We start from the raw sequence: 15,936 nt of genomic DNA on the forward strand, positions 1-15,936 counted from the left end.
TCTTAATAAACTCAACTATATAATTATAAAAAAATACATTTTAAATATAAAATCATCAGATTAAAACTTTAGAAACTACACCAGCTCCAACAGTACGTCCACCTTCACGTATAGCAAATCTTAATCCATCAGCCATAGCAATAGGATTAATTAAAGTAACAGTCATTTTTATATTATCTCCCGGCATAACCATTTCAACACCTTCTGGCAACTCGATAGCACCGGTTACATCAGTAGTTCTAAAATAAAACTGAGGACGATATCCCTTAAAAAATGGAGTATGACGCCCACCTTCTTCTTTGGATAAAACATAAACTTCAGACTCGAATGTTGTATGTGGATGAATACTACCTGGTTTTGCTAAAACTTGACCTCTTTCAATTTCATCGCGTTTTGTACCACGTAGTAAAACACCTACGTTTTCTCCAGCGCGGCCTTCATCTAACAATTTTCTAAACATTTCTACACCAGTGCAAGTAGTTTTTGTTGTTTTTTTTATTCCTACAATTTCTACTTCTTCACCAACTTTGATTACACCTTTTTCTACTCTTCCTGTTACTACAGTACCTCTTCCTGATATAGAAAAAACATCTTCTATAGGTAATAAAAAATCTTGATCTATTGCTCGTTTTGGTTCAGGAATGTAACTATCTAAAAATTTAGATAAATCAATAATTTTTGATTCCCATTCAGGATCTCCTTCTAAAGCTTTAAGAGCTGAACCACGCACAATAGGAGTATCGTCTCCGGGAAAATCATACTGTGTTAATAAATCACGTACTTCCATTTCTACTAATTCAAGTAGTTCTTCATCATCTACCATATCACATTTATTAAGAAAGACAACAATATACGGTACACCAACTTGTCTACCGAGTAAAATATGTTCACGAGTTTGTGGCATCGGACCATCAGTAGCAGCAACAACTAGAATAGCACCATCCATCTGAGCTGCACCAGTAATCATATTTTTTATATAATCAGCGTGACCTGGGCAATCAACATGAGCATAATGCCTGAATTCAGTATCATATTCTACATGAGAAGTGTTAATTGTAATACCTCTTGCTTTTTCTTCAGGTGCATTATCAATCTGATCAAAAGCACGCGCAGAACCACCATATTTTTTTGATAAAACAGTTGTAATAGCTGCAGTTAACGTTGTTTTTCCATGGTCTACATGACCAATAGTACCTACATTTATATGAGGTTTTAATCGTTGAAATTTTTCTTTAGACATTATTTTTTTATTCCCTAGATGATATATTTTTTATAAATCAAAAAATATTGTATACATTATATAAAAAAACTTCTACTTTTCTCTTCTTTCAATAATAGCTGTAGAAATATTAGATGGTGCTTCTACATACTTTAAAAACTCCATAGAATAAGAAGCCCTACCTTGTGTTTGAGAACGTAAATCAGTAGCGTATCCAAACATTTCAGATAAAGGAACGCATGCATTAATAATTTTACCAATCGATAAATCTTTCATTCCCTCAATCACACCTCTTCTACGATTTAAATCACCTATAACATCTCCCATATAATCATCTGGAGTTTCTACTTCAACTTTCATAATAGGTTCTAATAAAACTGGTTTAGCTTTTTTAAAACCATTTTTAAATGCTATAGAAGCAGCTAATTTAAATGCCAATTCAGATGAATCAACATCATGATAAGAACCAAAGTAAAGTCGTACGCCAATATCTACTACAGGATAACCAGCTAATGGTCCATATTTTAATTGTTCTTGAATGCCTTTATCAATAGCAGAAATATATTCACCAGGTATAACACCTCCTTTTATATCATTGATAAATATGTATCCTTCACCTCCTGGATCTAATGGAAATAATTCTATAACAACATGACCATATTGACCTCTGCCACCTGATTGTTTAATATGTTTTCCTTCAATATCTTCTACTTTATTGAGAATGGTTTCACGATATGCTACTTGAGGCTTTCCAACATTAGCATCAACACTAAATTCTCGTTTCATCCGATCAATAATAATTTCTAAATGCAATTCTCCCATCCCAGAAATTATTGTTTGATTAGATTCTTGATCAGTTTTAACTCGAAAAGATGGATCTTCTTTTGCTAATCGACTTAAAGCTAATCCCATTTTTTCTTGATCGACTTTAGTCTTTGGTTCTACAGAAATCGAAATAACTGGTTCTGGAAATTCCATACGCTCTAATATAATAGGTTGATTTAAATCACATAAAGTATCACCAGTAGTGACATCTTTTAATCCAATAGCTGCAGCTATATCACCTGCATATACTTCTTTAATTTCTTCTCTTTTATTAGCATGCATTTGAACAATTCTACCAAATCTTTCTCGTTGAGATTTTACTGAATTAAATACAGTATCTCCAGATTTGACAACTCCAGAATACACGCGAAAAAAAGTCAGATTCCCTACAAATGGATCATTAGCAATTTTAAAAGCTAAAGCAGAAAAAGGAGCTGTATCATTTGAATTTCTAATAGCTGGAGTATTTGCATTATTATTTAAAATACCTTTAATATCTTGAACATCATCAGGAGCTGGTAAATATTCAATTATTGCATCTAATAAAGCTTGAACTCCCTTATTTTTAAATGCAGAACCACAAGTAATTAAAACAATCTCATCATTTAATGAACGTTTTCGTAATGAAGATTTAATTTCACTTTCAGATAATTGAACTCCATTTAAATATTTTTCTAGAAGATCTTCATTAGACTCAACTGCAGATTCAATTAAATTTTGATGCCATTTTTCTGCTAATGAAATCATTTCTGTAGGAATTTCATTATAAGTAAATGTCAAACCTTGATCAGAGTCAGTCCAATGAATAGCTTTCATTTTAATTAAATCCACAATTCCTACAAAACTATCTTCTGCACCAATAGCTAAATGTAACGGAACAGGATTAGCACCTAAACGTGTTTTAATTTGTTCAACTACCTTTAAAAAATTTGCTCCCATACGATCCATTTTATTTACAAATGCTATACGAGGAACATTATATTTATTTGCTTGACGCCATACAGTTTCTGATTGAGGTTGTACACCGCCTACTGCACAATAAACCATAACAGCACCATCTAAAACACGCATAGAACGCTCGACTTCTATAGTAAAATCTACATGTCCTGGCGTATCAATAATATTAATTCTATGTGGTTCAAATTGTTTTGCCATACCACTCCAAAAAGTGGTGGTAGCTGCTGATGTAATAGTAATCCCTCTTTCTTGTTCTTGTTCCATCCAATCCATGGTAGCAGCACCATCATGAACTTCACCGATTTTATGATTAATTCCTGTATAAAATAAGATTCTTTCAGTCGTAGTTGTTTTACCTGCATCTATATGTGCACTAATACCAATATTACGATAACGAGAAATAGGTGTTGTACGAGACATTATCTTGCTCTTGTGTTTAATTTTTAGAAAGTTAGACCTTATGAGTCCAATTAAGATAATTGTCTCAATATAATTTAAAGCATGACATATAACAAAAATAAAAAAATGTAATAATTTTTACCAACGATAGTGAGCAAACGCTTTATTAGCTTCTGCCATACGATGTACTTCTTCTCTTTTTTTAACCGCTGCGCCTTTATTTTCTAATGCATCATAAAGTTCATTAGATAACCGTAAAGACATAGATTTATCTGCACGTTTACGTGCGGATTCTACAATCCAACGCATAGCTAATGCGTTACGTCGTACTGGACGTACTTCAACAGGTACTTGATATGTAGATCCACCCACTCGACGAGACTTTACTTCTACTGTTGGACGTACATGTTCTAAAGCTATTTCGAATGCTTCTAATTCTTTTTTATCTGTACGTTTAGATAAATTTTTTAATGCAGTATAAACAATTACTTCAGCAATCGATTTTTTACCATCTATCATGAGAATATTAATAAACTTAGCCAGCAATTCTGAAGAAAACTTTGGATCTGGTAAGATTTTACGAACACTAATAATGCGACGACGAGGCATAAAAACTCCCTTTAAATAAGTATAAAAAATAGTATAAATTATAATACACATAGTGGTTTTTTATAATTTTGGTTTTTTAACTCCATATTTAGAACGACCTTTTTTTCGTTCTTTAACACCAGCACAATCTAATGAACCTCTAACAATATGATATCTAACCCCTGGCAAATCTTTAACACGACCACCTCGTATTAAAATTACAGAATGCTCTTGTAAATTATGACCTTCACCTCCAATATAAGCAGTAACTTCAAAACCATTAGTTAATCTTACACGACACACTTTACGTAATGCTGAATTCGGTTTTTTAGGTGTAGTAGTATAGACTCTTGTACAAACACCTCTTTTTTGAGGACTGCCACCTAAAGCAGGAACATTACTTTTAATAACTTTACGTAAACGAGGTTTACGGACCAATTGATTTACTGTGGCCATAAAAACTCCTATTCTTAAATTGATTTAATGAAAAATTACCAACATAATATAAATACAAAAATATTTCTATCATGAAGATTTTTTAGGATTGGATATACCACTTAACTGTAACTTAGTGCTATTTTTACCAAGTCATTTGTTTTTTATGTTTAAGTGTCAATGAAACGAAATGAATATAACTTATTAGGACAAATTCACTGGAAATGTGTTTATGAATACCTCGAGCATAAACATCTTCTTTTATAATATACAATTTTGCTGAAGACAAAATTATACTTTTTAAAAAGATATTATTTTTTAATGCAATAAGTACACCGTCTTGAAGTGCTAAAAAATCGTCTGATTTCTTTAACATGCTTACAATAAGAGAAATATTAGTATCAAAAGGAGATTTCATTAAAGTATGCAGCATATTAATGCGCCTTAAAAATTAATAATTCCATCATAATTATCTAGTTTCAAACGTAAAAAAAATGAATTTAATATATCTATTTTTAATATAAAATCTTCATTATGATTAAAACCTCTATCAATTAATGATGTTTCACAACAATAAAAATTTTTAATGTCATAAAAAGATAATATTGAAAAAGCAGACGTATAATTCCGTGCTAAAATATGTTCTGATTGATAATTTTTAATTAATTGTAAAACGCCATCGCCAATAAAAAATAAACTTATTTTTTTTAAAACTGAAGATGTACTAAAAATAGCATCTAATCCTTCTCTACCAAAACTTGTTCCGTGTGGAGCATGAGAAAAAACAAAAGCAATTTTTTTCATTGAAGTAAAAATGCCCATTTAAAATTGTATTATGCGATCACATATATTTATAGAATTAGCCAATTCTATGAGCCCACTTGTTTGAAAAAAAAGTGCTAAGTTTCCTTTTTTAATGTTTGAATGATCTGTATTATCATTTTCCAAAATCCCTCTTCTAAGAGCTGCACTATAACAAACATATAAATTGACTTGATATTTTTTGTTTAATTTTTGCCATGCTTTAATTAAATTAAATTCATCAATAGCGGGTGTGATCATACTATTAGCATTCGAAACACCATCGCAATAAAAAAAAATACTATGTAGTATATGTGTTGTTTTTACTAAAGCTTGACAAAAAAGAAAAGCAGTACTTGCATTTTGTGTTCCATAAGCAGAACCTGTCACTAATATTGTATAATTCATGTTTAAAATTTTATACCTGATTATATTTTTTTAAATAAATCATCTTGTATAAATACACTATACTGTATTTATAGCATCTAATAATTCTATATCAAAAATTAAAGTAGAATTACTTGGAATACCATTAATTTCTCTATCTCCATATCCTAAATGAGGCGGAATTACTAATTTTATCCTACCACCTTTTTTAATGTATTTTAAGCCTTCCTGCCAACCTAATATTACATCCTTTAAAACAAATGAAACAGGGTTTCCTCTTATATAAGAATTATCAAATTCTACACCATTAATCAATGTACCTTTATAATGTACAGTAATTTTTGTACTATTTGTTAATAATGCACCACTACCTTCCTTTTCTATAAGATAAAAAAGACCACTAGATGTCTTTTTAACTCCTTTTATTTTAGAAAAATTTTTCATATACAATTGACCTTGTATTAAATTTTCCTTAGAATTCTTTTCAACTTCAACTTTATTGGCGTTTGTTAATTTTTCTTCTAATTCTTTTAGAATTACAGAAATTTCTTGACGGGATAACTTTAAATCACCAGAAATTGCATCTTGGACTCCATTTAAAATACTGTTTTTATCTAATGTTATACCTATTTTTTTTTGTTTTTTAAAAGATTGATTTACATATTCTCCGAGTGAAACACCCAAAGAATAACTCAATTTTTCATTATTGTTGAATATATTATTTTTTTTTAAAGAAGATTCCATGCTTACATTATGTAACATAAGTGATTCTGAAAACGATTTTGGAATATATAATATTAGACATAATAATATAGCCCTTTTTAAAAGAAAAAAAATCATTTATTACTCCAAAACAACATTTAGTAAAATATTATTTTTTAAGATCAATACTATTTGATTAAAATATAGGTAGATTATTTTTTTAGAAAATAAATATATCTAATAGAAAACAAATATTTACTAATTTTTATACTTTTTATAAAATATTCTTAAATCAAATATAGTTTGCCTTAAAATTATCAAAACATATAAAAAAAATAAAACGTATTTTTTAAAATAAAATTTTTTCTAAAGCACGGTAAAAACGTTGCATACCTTCAGTAATATCGATCTTACTAATAATTAATGATGGCGCCAGACGAATTACATTATTTCCTGCTGTTAAAAGAATAACTCCTTCTAATAAGGCATAATGTAATATTTCACGTATTTTATTAGAAAATTTAGATTTTAATACAATACCAATTAATAAACCACGACCTCGTATCTCTTTAAACAATTTAAAACGTGTATTAATAATATTTAATTCAAATTTTATTTGTTTAAATTTGTCTTCAACTCCAGATAAAATTTTTTTTGTATCAATAATATTAATCACAGATTCTGCTACAGCACAAGCTAGAGGATTCCCACCATACGTGGTACCATGAATTCCAGGCGTTGCTATTGATGCAACTTTATTAGTAGTTAACATAGCACTAATTGGAAAACCTCCACCTAAAGACTTGGCAAGTGTTAAAATGTCTGGAATAACATCATAGTGTTCGTAAGAAAACAATTTTCCAGTTCTGCCGATCCCTGTTTGTATTTCATCAAAAATTAGTAATGCATTATATTGATGACACAATATCCTTAATTCTTTAATAAAAGAAACAGTTGCTGGTATTATTCCTCCTTCTCCTTGTATTAATTCTACAACTATCGCACAAGTATTATTATCAATAAGCGTTTTTACAGTTTCAATATTATTGAATGAAGCATGTATTATTCCTGGAGGTTTTGGACCAAAATCATTAGAATATTTTGATTGTCCTCCAACTGAAACAGTGAAAAATGTACGTCCATGAAATGAATTATAAAAAGAAATAATTTTATTTTTTTGAGCACTATATCTTTGAGATGAATAGTAACGTGCTAGTTTAAAAGCAGCTTCATTTGCTTCTGCACCAGAGTTTGCAAAAAAAACTCTTGATGCAAAACTAGAAGATACTAATTTTTGAGCTAATCTAAGAGCTGGTTCATTAGTAAAGACATTACTTAAATGCCATAATTTTTCACTTTGTTTTTTTAATATTTTATTTAATAAAGGATGACAATGACCTAAAGATGTTACAGCAATCCCTCCAGAAAAATCAATATATTCTTTTCCTCTCTGATCCCAAATACGACTTCCTATTCCTCTTACTGGAATAAAAGATAAAGGATTATAAACAGGTAAAATGAACTTGTCAAAACTATCTCGTGTAATGCATGTTTTTTTTGATATCATTAAATTTCCTAAGAGGATTTGTTATAATAAAAAACTTTTAGAAAACTATTTTAATAAATAAAGAATTTTAAACATCGTTTAAAACATATAAATTTTTTATTACATAATTAATTTTTATATTAATAAACAATTAAAATAATATTGTATATTTTAAAAATAAAATATACATCATATTCAAGCAAAATTAAACTTATTTTATTAATAATTTTCTTTTTCAAAAAAAGAAAAAATATAAAAAAATTTTAAACAAAAAATTTTAGATAATATAAAATCATATATTTAAAATAAAAAAATAGTAAACTTTGCTTTTATAAATGTTTAAATTTATAAAAAAGGTGATAAAAATGACAGAAAAAAATCGAATAGGATTAACATGGATAAGTTTTTTTTCATATGCATTTACAGGTGCATTAATTGTTGTTACTGGAATTATTATGGGAAACATTGCTAATTATTTTCATTTATCTATATCCCAAATGAGTAATACATTTACTTTTTTAAATGGAGGTATATTAATAGCAATTTTACTAAATTCTTGGTTAATAGAAATGATATCTCTAAAAAAACAACTGATATTTGGTTTTATACTGACAGTTATTTCTATAACAGGAATAGTTTCCTTTCATAGCATATTTTTATTTTCAATAAATATTTTTATACTTGGATTAGTAAGTGGAATTACAATGTCGATTGGTACATTCCTGATTACTCACTTATATTCAGAATCACAAAGAGGTTCTAAATTATTATTAACTGACTCTTTTTTTAGTATGTCAGGTATGATTTTTCCTATTATTAGCGCTTATCTTTTAGAAAAAAAAATTATTTGGTATTGGTCTTATATATGTATAGGAGGAATTTATTTATTCATTGTTATTTTAGCAATCAACTTACATTTTCCAATATTAAAAAATCACAATAAAAATTGCGAAACACAAAAAGAAATATGGAATATAAATGTAATTTTATTATCCATTTCAGCATTGCTATATATATTAGGACAGCTAGGCTTTATTTCTTGGGTCCCACAGTATACTACTGAAATAATGCATATTAATATACAAAATGCAGGTAATCTAGTTAGTAATTTTTGGATGTCTTATATGATAGGAATGTGGTTTTTTAGTTTGATAATTAAGTTTTTTAATTTACATCGTATGTTCATTTTTCTCACGGGCGCTTCTACGATACTTATGTATTGTTTTATAAACAGTAAAAATTATTTATTACTACAGTATATGATTATTAGTTTAGGATTTTTTTCTAGTGCAATTTACACTATTATTATAACATTAGCTTCATTACAAACAAAAAAACCTTCTCCTCAATTAATAAATTTAATTTTATTGTTTGGAACTATCGGAACTTTACTGACATTTATTGTAACTAGCCCTATTGTTAAATACAAAGGAATATATGCAACATTAATGAGTTCAAATATACTTTATGGTATAGTATTTTTACTATCTATATTCATTTATATTTATACTAAAAATAAAAAATATATATAAAAAAATATTATAAAATTATTTCTATATTCTTTGAATATTACAAATAAACTAGAAGAAAAATTTCTGGTTTATTTAAAAGATTAAACCAATCCTAATTTTAAATTTATTTTATTTAAAGTTTGTTTAGCTTTCAATTGAGCTTTAAACGCTCCTTCATAAGCGACTTTTTTCAAGTAAGACTCATTACAACGATATTTAAAATAAGATTTTTGTAACTGTAATAAAAATTTAGATAAATGATCGGAAACTATGCTTTTAAATTCAGAATATGTAATACCTTTCAACTCTTCTGATAAAATGTGAACTTCTTTATTAGTGATAGAAGAAAAAATTTCTAACAAATTCGAAATTCCTGGCTTTTTTTCAAGATCGAAACAAATTCTTGACAATTTTTCTGAATCAGTAACAGCATTTTTTATTTTTAAAACAACACTTGGTATATCATCTAGTAAAAAAATTACATTTTTTTTATTAATATCCGACTTTGACATCTTTTTCCTAGGTTCTAATAAACTCATTATTTTAGAACCATATTTACTAATCAAAGGCACAGGTAATGTAAATATATTGCCATATAAAGCATTTATACGATTAGCGATATTACGAGTTAATTCTATATGTTGTTTTTGATCACGACCAACTGGAACAAAATTAGTTTGATATAGTAAAATATCTGATGCCATTAAAATTGGATAATTAAATAAGCCTACGTTTGTATTTTTAATATAATTATTTTTTATTGTTTTTTTTATTTTAAATTGTGTCATACGCAGCAATTCTGAAAATTGACTAAAACAATTTAAAATCCAATTCAATTGACTATGTTGAGGAACATGAGATTGAATAAAAATAATACTTTTATTTGGATCTACTCCACAAGCTAAATAAAAAGATATTGTATCTAATATTGATTCTCGTAAGGAAAAATTTTTATCTTGTATAGTAAGAGAATGCAAATCAGCAACGCAATATAAACAATGATAGTCATTTTGCATTTTAGACCAATGACGCATAGTTCCTATATAATTTCCAATAGTTAATTTTCCAGAAGGTTGTACTGCACTAAACAAAATAGATTTAGAAAGAATCATTTGATATCCTGCATAAAAATATTAATGAATAGATTTAGAATGAGCATGATTTAGTTCTTTTCGAATTTCTTTAATAATATTATCATAATTAGAATGTTTAAATAGTCCTGATCCTATAACAAAAGAATTGGCACCAGAAAATGCTATTTCGGCAATATTATCTAATTTAACACCACCATCTACTTGTAAAATAATGTCTAAAAAATTATCATCAATTATTTTTCTTGCTTTTCGTAATTTATTAAACGTAGATGGTAAAAAAGATTGATTTCCAAATCCTGGATTTACTGACATTATCAAAATTAAATCTAATTTTTCTAAAACATAATCAAGAAAACAAAGTGGTGTAGCTGGATTAAATGCTAATCCTGCTTTACACCCATGCTCTTTAATTAAATGCAGTGTTCTTTCAACATGTTTCGTTGCTTCTGGATGAAAAGTAATAAAAGTAGCTCCTGCTCTAGCAAATTGCGGAATTAAACTATCTACTGGCTCTATCATCAAATGTACATCAATAGGTGCTGTAATATTATACTTACGAAGTGATTCTAGAATCATAGGACCCATACTTAAATTAGGTACATAATGATTATCCATAACATCAAAATGTATTAAATCACTGCCTGCATCTATTACTTTTTGCGTATCTTCTCCTAAACGAGCAAAATCAGCAGATAAAATCGATGGAGCTAAAAAAAAATTCTTCATCTTGATATTCCTATCTTTTTTCTATATTAATTAAGTCTATAATCTCAAAAAGATAATATCTTTTATTATATAAATCTAATGATTTATTAATATTTTTTTAATTCTAAAAAATGTAATTAATCAAACCTTTATATCTTAAAATATATATTTTAATAAAAATTGTTATATAAATATTTTTAAAATAAATAAAAAAATTTTTATCGAGCTAAAAAAATATTAAACAATTTGAGATTATATTAACATAATCTATTATAAAAACATTTATTCTAATTAAAATAAAAAAATTTTATAAGATCATTAAAAAAATTACTATTAGTAGACTAAAAAAATTATTATTATATATTTTTTCACTTCCTATAGTTTTATTCTTATAACTTTAAATATATTAATTAAAAATATAAAATATGTGATTTTTTTAAACAAAAACTAGTAAGAGCAAAAAAATATTATAATAAAAGAATATATAAAATAAATTTATTAGTTTATATAATAAAAAAATTATTGAGAATCTTTAATAGCTGTTAAAATAATATTTTTATCTATATTTGTATAGATTTCTGCCTTTCCGATAGACAGCGGTAAAACTAATCTAATTTCTCCTGAAATTACCTTTTTATCTCGCATCATATAAGGAATATATGAAGCAGCCGACATGTTTTTAGGTCCTTTAACAGGCAAACCAATTCTTTTTAACAATATTAGTATTCTTTTAAAATCTTCTGTTTTTAAATATCCAAGTATTTCTGCAGTACGAGCAGCCATAACCATACCTGCTGATATTGCCTCTCCATGTAACCAATTTCCATAACCAGCATGAACTTCGATAGCATGACCATAAGTATGACCAAAATTTAGTAATGCTCGAAAATTTTTTTCTCTTTCATCAAGAGAAATTATTTTTGATTTGAGTTCGCAACACTTCCTTATACAATAAGATATTGTTTTATAATCTAGTGATAAAATAGTTTCAACGTTATCTTCTAACCAAGTAAAAAAGTTTTCATCAAAAATAATAGCATATTTAATAACTTCAGCCATACCAGATACAAGTTCATTGTAAGGAAGTGTTTTCAAACAATCCACATCAATAATTACAGAAGACGGTTGCCAAAAAGTACCAATCATATTTTTACCAAGTAAATGATTAACAGATGTTTTTCCGCCAACAGAAGCATCAACTTGAGATAAAAGTGTAGTTGGAATTTGAATAAAACGAACACCTCTCTGATAAACAGATGCAGCAAAACCAGTTAAGTCACCTATGACACCTCCACCTAATGCAATCAAAGTTGTATCACGAGCATGTTTTTTTTCTAATAAAGCAGAAATAATTAATTCCATTTCATTTAATGTTTTATACTGCTCACCATCTGAAAGAATTACTTGATCTACTTTTATACCAGATTTTCTTAAATGATAAAAAACTTGATCCTTTAAAAGATTAGCTAATGTTTTATTAGTTACTAACATAGCTTGATCTCCTGGCTTTAAAGGCCAAAAGATGTTATCTTCTTTAATAATGCCTGCACCTATACTAATAGGATAACTACGTTTTCCTAGAATAACTTTTAACTGTTCCACAATTTTATTTACACTCCATTAATTGTTTATTCTAAGTAATTCATTTACATTTTTTCTAATAAACGAATTATATTAAAAGCTACAGATTTAGCATTTTGATTATCGGTCTTGACTGTAATATCTGCAATATCTTCATATAAAGGATTTCTTTCATGAGCTAGAGATTCTAATATAGTACGATTTGAAGTCATAACTTGTAATAGAGGTCTTTTTTTGTCTCTTTTAGTACGTATTAATTGTTTTTCAATTGTTGTTTCTAAATAGATAACAATACCACGAGCTGATAAACAATTACGAGTTTCTTTAAACTTAACAGATCCTCCTCCTGTAGCAAGTATAATACCTTGTTTTCTAGTTAATTCATTGATAATTTTTTGTTCTCTTAGACGAAAACCACTTTCACCTTCTACATCAAAAACCCAACTTATGTCCGCACCTGTACGTTTCTCAATCTCTTGATCAGAATCAAAAAATTCCATATTAAGTTGCTGAGATAATTGACGACCAATAGTACTTTTTCCAGCACCCATTGGCCCAACTAGAAAGATATTTCGTTTTTCTGCCATGTGTTTGTTATTAAAATCATTGGTTAATAATACCATTGCTCAGCATATTTTTGCTGGCAAGACATAAATATTAAAGTTAGAATAATATTTTTTCTAATCAATTGTATATATTTTTAAAAAATTTATTAAAAATTTTTTATACTGTGTTGAAAAATAAATTCTACATGAATACTAAAAATATATCGTAAAAATTTTTTATTATTTCATTAGTAAATTTTATCCTTTGATTAATTAAAAGTGTGATTTAATAATAAATACTTAAAAAAACATTCTATCAGAATCATAATTATTTTTTCTATCTTTCTTTTTTAAGAAAATATAAAATTTACAATTTTTTAATATTAAAAAATCTCAATAATTTATATTCAATAAACTTTCATTATATAAAACTTGACGTTTTTTCTTTTTTTAGTTTAAAATAATATCTCATAAAAATAAATTTTATTATATCATAGAATAAGGTGAGATGTCCGAGAGGCTTAAGGAACACGCCTGGAAAGCGTGTATATGGAAACGTATCAAGGGTTCGAATCCCTTTCTCACCAAAAAAATAATATAATTACATTTACTAAAAAATGTTTATTATTTTAATAAAGTTAATTGTAAAGCTATATTAATCATATTATCAAAACTTGATTCTCTATCTTTTGACGAAAGTTTTTCTTTTTTTAAAATATGATCAGAAACAGTACATATCGATAATGCTTGTGCTCTTAATTCCGCTGATACTGCATATATCCCAGAAGTCTCCATGTCCACACCTAGAATATTATATTTTTTTAAAACATCTAAAATATTTTTATCGTCACTATAAAAAGAGTCTGTAGTAAAAAAATTACCAACATAAACTTTAATATTCATTTTTTTTGCAATTTGCACTGCGTTGAAAAGCATATCGAAATCAGCAATAGCAGAAAAATCATGATTATTAAATCTTATTCTATTAACTTTTGAATCAGTAGAAGCTCCCATACTGATTACTATATCACGAAGATTAATATCTTCTCTGACAGTACCACAAGTTCCTATACGAATAATTTTTTTTACTTTATATTCAAGAATTAATTCTCTAACGTAAAGAGATGCTGATGGTATTCCTATGCCGTGACTCATAACAGAAATTTTCTTGTTATTATAAAATCCAGTATAAGCTAACATCAAACGAGTGCTGTTTATTTGAACATAATTCTCTAAATAATTCTCTGCAATATATTTTGCCCGTAAGGGATCACCTGGCATAAGCACTACATCTGAAAAATCATTTTTTTGACTATTAATGTGAGGTGTTGACACTAATTTTTTCCTTTTGAATGTAAAATGTAGTAACATGTAAAATATTTAAAGCATATTTTCACCGTATGCCATATTAGACAATAGAAAATACTTAGCAATAGTTTGTCCTATATCAGAAAAAGTTTTACGATGTCCAAGAAAGTTGGTCTTGATACCTGGCGCATAAATTAATATAGGAATATTTTCTCTAGTATGATCTGTTCCTTTCCAAGTTGGATCACAACCATGATCTGAGGTTAAAATCAATAAATCGTTTTCTTTTACTAAACTAATTATCTCTGATAATCGACTATCAAAAAATTCTAAACCTTTAGCATATCCAGAAACATCACGACGATGCCCCCAATTTGAATCAAAATCTACTAAATTAGTAAAAATTAGTGTATTATTTTTTGATGATTTTATTTCTCTAATAGTTGAATTGCAAAGTTCATTTAAACCGTTAGCTTTAATTTTTTTGCTAATTCCAACTCCAGCAAAAATATCAGAAGTTTTACCAATAGCAATTACTTCTCCTTTTTTTTCATCTATAAGTTTTTCCATTACAGTTGTTGAAAAAGGTTTTACTGAAAAATCACGCCTATTAGCTGTACGTTGAAAATTTAATGCATTTCCTATAAACGGTCTGGCAATTACTCGTGCCACTTTATATTGGTGCTTATCTAAAATAAAACGAATGCTTTCGCATAATTTATAAAGATCAGATAAATTAAAAAAATTCTCGTGACATGCTACTTGAAAAACAGAATCAGTCGAAGTATATATAATAGGTTTTCTTGTTTTAATATGTTCTTCACCTAAATTATTGATAATATCAGTTCCTGACGCATGACAATTACCAATAAAACCAGATAATTTTGATTTTTTTATAACTTCTTTTAAAATTAAATCAGGGAAACTATCATATTTTTTTTTAAAATAATACCAATCATCTAAAACTGGTACTCCTGCAATCTCCCAATGCCCTGAAGTAGTATCTTTTCCAGAAGATATTTCGCTAGCAAAACCATAACTAGCAATAATCTTTGTGTTTTTACTAAATCCTAAAGGAAATTTTCCTGTTGATTTTTTAGCTGCTTCTATTAAACCTAATTTTACTAGATTAGGGATATTTAAATTACCTTTTCTACCTACATTTGCTTGTCCTAAAAAACATTTCTCAGATATATGGCCAAATGTATCTGCACCAACATCATTAAATTGATTAGCATCAGAACTAAAACCTATACCAAAAGAATCTAGAACAATTAAAAAAACTCGTTTCATTATGACATGCCCAGAAGTTATTTTTGAAATAACTATTATT

Annotated in this window: 16 protein-coding genes and 1 tRNA gene; 2 read left to right on the forward strand and 15 right to left on the reverse strand. The window is 27.4% G+C overall.

Translation table 11 applies throughout. The features are described from left to right. Positions 1 to 55: 55 nt before the first annotated feature. The 9 genes from tuf to AB4W64_RS02745 form a co-directional block, all read right to left on the reverse strand. Complete coding sequence (gene tuf / locus AB4W64_RS02705; RefSeq protein ID WP_367677953.1) at positions 56 to 1,240, reverse strand: elongation factor Tu; 1,185 nt, start codon at positions 1,238 to 1,240, stop codon at positions 56 to 58. Positions 1,241 to 1,312: 72 nt separating this feature from the next. Beyond that, positions 1,313 to 3,421 (reverse strand): elongation factor G, encoded by a 2,109-nt coding sequence (fusA, locus tag AB4W64_RS02710; protein WP_367677954.1) that lies wholly within the window; start codon positions 3,419 to 3,421, stop codon positions 1,313 to 1,315. Positions 3,422 to 3,538: 117 nt separating this feature from the next. Further along, positions 3,539 to 4,009: a 30S ribosomal protein S7 gene (rpsG, locus tag AB4W64_RS02715; RefSeq protein WP_367677955.1), complete on the reverse strand. Its 471-nt coding sequence runs from the start codon at positions 4,007 to 4,009 to the stop codon at positions 3,539 to 3,541. Between the two features lie 60 nt (positions 4,010 to 4,069). Then, positions 4,070 to 4,444, reverse strand: coding sequence for a 30S ribosomal protein S12 (rpsL, locus tag AB4W64_RS02720; RefSeq protein WP_158359891.1), 375 nt, complete (start codon positions 4,442 to 4,444; stop codon positions 4,070 to 4,072). A gap of 124 nt (positions 4,445 to 4,568) precedes the next feature. Continuing rightward, entirely contained in the window at positions 4,569 to 4,856 is a 288-nt protein-coding gene (tusB, locus tag AB4W64_RS02725; protein ID WP_367677956.1) for a sulfurtransferase complex subunit TusB, read from the reverse strand. 11 nt (positions 4,857 to 4,867) lie between these two features. Further along, positions 4,868 to 5,227 carry a sulfurtransferase complex subunit TusC gene (gene tusC, locus AB4W64_RS02730; RefSeq protein ID WP_367677957.1) on the reverse strand — a complete coding sequence of 120 codons (360 nt, stop codon included), beginning with the start codon at positions 5,225 to 5,227 and terminating at the stop codon, positions 4,868 to 4,870. Between the two features lie 18 nt (positions 5,228 to 5,245). Next, positions 5,246 to 5,632 (reverse strand): sulfurtransferase complex subunit TusD, encoded by a 387-nt coding sequence (gene tusD / locus AB4W64_RS02735; protein WP_367677958.1) that lies wholly within the window; start codon positions 5,630 to 5,632, stop codon positions 5,246 to 5,248. A gap of 57 nt (positions 5,633 to 5,689) precedes the next feature. After that, complete coding sequence (fkpA, locus tag AB4W64_RS02740) at positions 5,690 to 6,451, reverse strand: FKBP-type peptidyl-prolyl cis-trans isomerase (protein WP_367677959.1); 762 nt, start codon at positions 6,449 to 6,451, stop codon at positions 5,690 to 5,692. 211 nt (positions 6,452 to 6,662) lie between these two features. Next, positions 6,663 to 7,880 carry an aspartate aminotransferase family protein gene (locus AB4W64_RS02745; protein WP_367677960.1) on the reverse strand — a complete coding sequence of 406 codons (1,218 nt, stop codon included), beginning with the start codon at positions 7,878 to 7,880 and terminating at the stop codon, positions 6,663 to 6,665. 344 nt (positions 7,881 to 8,224) lie between these two features. Here AB4W64_RS02745 and tsgA point away from each other — a divergent pair, with 344 nt between their 5' ends. Beyond that, positions 8,225 to 9,391 (forward strand): MFS transporter TsgA, encoded by a 1,167-nt coding sequence (gene tsgA / locus AB4W64_RS02750; RefSeq protein ID WP_367677961.1) that lies wholly within the window; start codon positions 8,225 to 8,227, stop codon positions 9,389 to 9,391. A gap of 80 nt (positions 9,392 to 9,471) precedes the next feature. Here the strand turns inward: tsgA and trpS are convergent, their stop codons facing one another. The 4 genes from trpS to aroK form a co-directional block, all read right to left on the reverse strand. After that, a complete protein-coding gene (gene trpS / locus AB4W64_RS02755; RefSeq protein ID WP_367677962.1) occupies positions 9,472 to 10,482 on the reverse strand; it encodes a tryptophan--tRNA ligase in 1,011 nt (336 codons plus the stop codon). A 21-nt stretch (positions 10,483 to 10,503) separates the two neighbouring features. After that, positions 10,504 to 11,190 carry a ribulose-phosphate 3-epimerase gene (rpe, locus tag AB4W64_RS02760; RefSeq protein WP_367677963.1) on the reverse strand — a complete coding sequence of 229 codons (687 nt, stop codon included), beginning with the start codon at positions 11,188 to 11,190 and terminating at the stop codon, positions 10,504 to 10,506. Positions 11,191 to 11,688: 498 nt separating this feature from the next. Then, a complete protein-coding gene (gene aroB / locus AB4W64_RS02765; RefSeq protein WP_367677964.1) occupies positions 11,689 to 12,771 on the reverse strand; it encodes a 3-dehydroquinate synthase in 1,083 nt (360 codons plus the stop codon). A 44-nt stretch (positions 12,772 to 12,815) separates the two neighbouring features. Next, positions 12,816 to 13,337 carry a shikimate kinase AroK gene (gene aroK, locus AB4W64_RS02770; protein WP_367677965.1) on the reverse strand — a complete coding sequence of 174 codons (522 nt, stop codon included), beginning with the start codon at positions 13,335 to 13,337 and terminating at the stop codon, positions 12,816 to 12,818. 460 nt (positions 13,338 to 13,797) lie between these two features. Here aroK and AB4W64_RS02775 point away from each other — a divergent pair. Beyond that, positions 13,798 to 13,882: transfer RNA gene (locus AB4W64_RS02775), tRNA-Ser, on the forward strand. Between the two features lie 37 nt (positions 13,883 to 13,919). Here the strand turns inward: AB4W64_RS02775 and deoD are convergent. Both deoD and AB4W64_RS02785 read right to left on the reverse strand, forming a co-directional pair. Beyond that, the gene (gene deoD / locus AB4W64_RS02780) at positions 13,920 to 14,630 is read right to left on the reverse strand and encodes a purine-nucleoside phosphorylase (RefSeq protein WP_367677966.1); all 711 of its coding nucleotides are present in this window, start codon (positions 14,628 to 14,630) and stop codon (positions 13,920 to 13,922) included. Between the two features lie 45 nt (positions 14,631 to 14,675). Beyond that, positions 14,676 to 15,896 carry a phosphopentomutase gene (locus AB4W64_RS02785; protein WP_367677967.1) on the reverse strand — a complete coding sequence of 407 codons (1,221 nt, stop codon included), beginning with the start codon at positions 15,894 to 15,896 and terminating at the stop codon, positions 14,676 to 14,678. Positions 15,897 to 15,936 lie beyond the last annotated feature (40 nt).

This window comes from Buchnera aphidicola (Brachycaudus tragopogonis) (assembly GCF_964059175.1).
In the GTDB taxonomy this organism is placed as follows: Bacteria; Pseudomonadota; Gammaproteobacteria; order Enterobacterales; family Enterobacteriaceae; genus Buchnera; species Buchnera aphidicola_BM.

Bases quoted from the DNA above. Each gene is read 5' to 3' on its own strand.
- tuf (WP_367677953.1), bottom strand. From the start codon at position 1,240: ATGTCTAAAGAAAAATTTCAACGATTAAAACCTCATATAAATGTAGGT.
- fusA (WP_367677954.1), bottom strand. From the start codon at position 3,421: ATGTCTCGTACAACACCTATTTCTCGTTATCGTAATATTGGTATTAGT.
- rpsG (WP_367677955.1), bottom strand. From the start codon at position 4,009: ATGCCTCGTCGTCGCATTATTAGTGTTCGTAAAATCTTACCAGATCCA.
- rpsL (WP_158359891.1), bottom strand. From the start codon at position 4,444: ATGGCCACAGTAAATCAATTGGTCCGTAAACCTCGTTTACGTAAAGTT.
- tusB (WP_367677956.1), bottom strand. From the start codon at position 4,856: ATGCTGCATACTTTAATGAAATCTCCTTTTGATACTAATATTTCTCTT.
- tusC (WP_367677957.1), bottom strand. From the start codon at position 5,227: ATGAAAAAAATTGCTTTTGTTTTTTCTCATGCTCCACACGGAACAAGT.
- tusD (WP_367677958.1), bottom strand. From the start codon at position 5,632: ATGAATTATACAATATTAGTGACAGGTTCTGCTTATGGAACACAAAAT.
- fkpA (WP_367677959.1), bottom strand. From the start codon at position 6,451: ATGATTTTTTTTCTTTTAAAAAGGGCTATATTATTATGTCTAATATTA.
- AB4W64_RS02745 (WP_367677960.1), bottom strand. From the start codon at position 7,880: ATGATATCAAAAAAAACATGCATTACACGAGATAGTTTTGACAAGTTC.
- tsgA (WP_367677961.1), top strand. From the start codon at position 8,225: ATGACAGAAAAAAATCGAATAGGATTAACATGGATAAGTTTTTTTTCA.
- trpS (WP_367677962.1), bottom strand. From the start codon at position 10,482: ATGATTCTTTCTAAATCTATTTTGTTTAGTGCAGTACAACCTTCTGGA.
- rpe (WP_367677963.1), bottom strand. From the start codon at position 11,190: ATGAAGAATTTTTTTTTAGCTCCATCGATTTTATCTGCTGATTTTGCT.
- aroK (WP_367677965.1), bottom strand. From the start codon at position 13,337: ATGGCAGAAAAACGAAATATCTTTCTAGTTGGGCCAATGGGTGCTGGA.
- AB4W64_RS02785 (WP_367677967.1), bottom strand. From the start codon at position 15,896: ATGAAACGAGTTTTTTTAATTGTTCTAGATTCTTTTGGTATAGGTTTT.